Source organism: Mesorhizobium sp. M2A.F.Ca.ET.067.02.1.1 (assembly GCF_004023285.1).
GTDB lineage: Bacteria > Pseudomonadota > Alphaproteobacteria > Rhizobiales > Rhizobiaceae > Mesorhizobium.
In genome coordinates, this window is record NZ_RZSB01000787.1 from 1 (window position 1) to 2,712 (window position 2,712).

Here is a 2,712-nt window from a genome sequence, read left to right on the forward strand (position 1 = left end):
TCCTCGAAGGGTGCGTACCAGAACGGCAGCGGGTCCATATAGGCTTCGATGCGGCCGCGTTCGGCGTCGGGTGGCTGCACCTTGCCGTGGCCACGCGCTGCCAGCCTGAACCGTTGGATCGGCTCCGAGTAAAGCTGGAAGACGATCGGCTCTGCGCAGGGGATGAAACCCATCTCGACCGCGAAATCGAGATAGGCGCGGTTGCCCATCTTGTAATAGCGCTGGTCGTCGGAAAAATCGTGGTGCCAGAAGCCGCCATTGTCGATGTAGCGCTGCAACTGGTCTGGGTTGACGTCGCCCTTGCCGATCGAGCCACCATCCTTGCCGCGCCAGCCGGCTAGAGGGCCGATGCCGGGCGTGCGCTGATGGTTGACGATGTAGTCGGCATAGTCGCGGTATGTCGCCGAGCCGTCCTCGTTGACGAAGCAAGGCAGGCCGAGCCGCGCGCCGAGTTCGATCAGCACCGACTGGAACGGCCGCACGTCGCGATCCGGCTGCACCACGGGGTGGCGAATGGCGTCGGCGGCGCCGTCGGCATGGCTGATCGGCCGGTCGAGCAGGCTGATGCAGTCGTCCCGTTCGAGATAGGTGGTGTCGGGCAGCACCAGGTCGGCGAACGGCACGGTCTCGGAATAATAGGCGTCGGAATAGATGATGAAGGGGATCTTGTAGGCGCCGGCCTCGTCCTTGTCGGTCAGCATGGCAATGGTCTCGACCGTGTTCATCGACGAGTTCCACGCCATGTTCGACATGTACATCATCAGCGTGTCGATCGGATAAGGATCGCCGGCCCAGGCGTTGCGGATCACCGTGTGCATCAGCCCATGCGCTGCCAGGGGCGCTTCCCAGGAATAGGCCTTGTCGATGCGGACAGGACGGCCGGCCTCGTCGACAAGAAGATCATCCGGTCCGCAGACGAAGCCGAGCGGCACGCCGTCCAGCGGCGTCATCGGCTGGGCGTTTTTTCCGCATGGCTTCGGTCCCGGCGGCGCGCAGCGCGGATAGGGCGGCTTGAACCGGAAGCCACCCGGAACGTCCACCGTGCCGAGCAGAACCTGCAGCAAATGGATGGCGCGGCAGGTATGAAAGCCGTTGGAATGGGCCGAGATGCCGCGCATGGCATGCATGGACACAGGTCGTCCCTTGATCGTCTCGTGCCGCCGGCCCGCCCAGTCGGTCCAGGCGATAGGTAGTTCGATCGTCTGCTCGAAGGCGACATGCGCCAATTCCGCCGCGATGCGCCGGATGATGTCGGCGCTGACGCCACAACGCTGCGCCACGGCATCCGGCGAGTAGCTGTCGTCCAGATAGCGATCGGCGATGAGCTGGAACACCGGCACACAACGCCCCCCGCCGACCTCGTAGCTGCCGGTCAGCGCCGGCTTTGCCTCGGGGCCGGCTGCGTTGACCGGCTGCTTCGCAACCCTGTCCCATGCAAGCGGATTACCGTCGCTATCGCGCACGAACAGTCCGTCATCGGCGGACCCGGGCTCCTGCACGACCAGCACCGGCGCATTGGTGTAGCGCAGCAGATAGTCGAGGTCGACGCGCCCGGCCTTGAGCAATTCGTGGACCAGCGCCAGCACGAACAGGCCATCTGTGCCCGGCCGGATGCCGATCCAGTCGTCGGCGATCGCATTGTAGCCGGTACGGCAAGGGTTGATCGAAACCACCTTGGCGCCCCGCGCCTTGAGCTTGCCCAGCCCGATCTTGATCGGGTTGGAATCATGGTCCTCGGCGACGCCGAACAGCATGAAGTATTTCGTGTTGTCCCAGTCGGGTTCGCCGAACTCCCAGAATGAGCCGCCGATCGTGTAGAGCCCACCGGCCGCCATGTTGACCGAGCAGAAGCCGCCATGCGCGGCGAAGTTCGGCGTGCCGAATTTCGACGCCCACCAGCCGGTCAGCGATTGCGACTGGTCGCGTCCGGTGAAGAAGGCGAGTTTTTTCGGATCGGTGCGGCGGATCGCCGACAGCCTCTCGGTGGCGATGGTCAGAGCCTCGTCCCATTCGATCTCACGGAATTCGCCCGAGCCGCGCGGGCCTGTGCGCAGCAGCGGTTTCTTCAGCCGCGCCGGGCTGTAATGCTGCATGATGCCGGCGCTGCCCTTGCCGCAGATCACACCGCGGTTCACCGGATGGTCCTTGTTGCCGTTGATGTAGCGGACCTTGCCGTCCTTGATGTGGACGTCGATGCCGCAGCGGCAGGCGCACATATAGCAGGTGGTCTTGGCGACGCGGTCGGAGACGCTGGGCGAAGTCTCGACGCCGTCGCCCTCATTTGGCGCGTGAGTGTCGGAAAGAGGCCGTTGCGAGGGTGCGGAATTGGCGCCGCGCGGCGCGGCTTTGCTCATGATTGGCGAACGCTCTTGCCGTTCGCCATCTTGGCCTTCGTCTTAGACCCCGGGCCGCGCATGTAGTGAAGTTCAGGATGATAGCGCTCGCCGGCAAGCTGCCGCTTCAGCCGGCGGCTCCAATGCGCGAATAGGGATTTGAAGCGCCCTGCCATTTCCCACTCTTGGCCTCTGGCGACCAATTTTTTCCAAGTCCAGCTAAAAACTTAGAACAAAGCAATTGATCCGTCTAACAAGCAGCTCTTGTAATTCCGATCGATTTTGCTTCTTAGTTGCGCTATGACCCTCGACCAGTTGCGCATCTTCGTCGCCGTCGCCGAGCATGGCCACATGACCAAGGCCGCCGAGCGGCTCGGCA

General features: G+C 63.5%; 3 protein-coding genes. 1 reads left to right on the forward strand and 2 read right to left on the reverse strand.

Going from position 1 to position 2,712, the window contains the following annotated elements; genetic code table 11:
• Together EOA28_RS31780 and EOA28_RS39175 are read right to left on the reverse strand one after the other, a co-directional pair.
• Positions 1–2,354, reverse strand: a 2,354-nt coding sequence (locus EOA28_RS31780) for a molybdopterin-dependent oxidoreductase (RefSeq protein ID WP_128315657.1), incomplete at its 3' end; no start/stop codon positions are given.
• The gene (locus EOA28_RS39175; RefSeq protein ID WP_189342302.1) at positions 2,351–2,509 is read right to left on the reverse strand and encodes a hypothetical protein; all 159 of its coding nucleotides are present in this window, start codon (positions 2,507–2,509) and stop codon (positions 2,351–2,353) included. The genes EOA28_RS31780 and EOA28_RS39175, both read right to left, overlap by 4 nt.
• 124 nt (positions 2,510–2,633) lie before the next feature.
• Between EOA28_RS39175 and EOA28_RS31785 the strand changes: the two genes are divergently transcribed.
• Positions 2,634–2,712, forward strand: a 79-nt coding sequence (locus tag EOA28_RS31785; protein WP_148670983.1) for a LysR family transcriptional regulator, incomplete at its 3' end; no start/stop codon positions are given.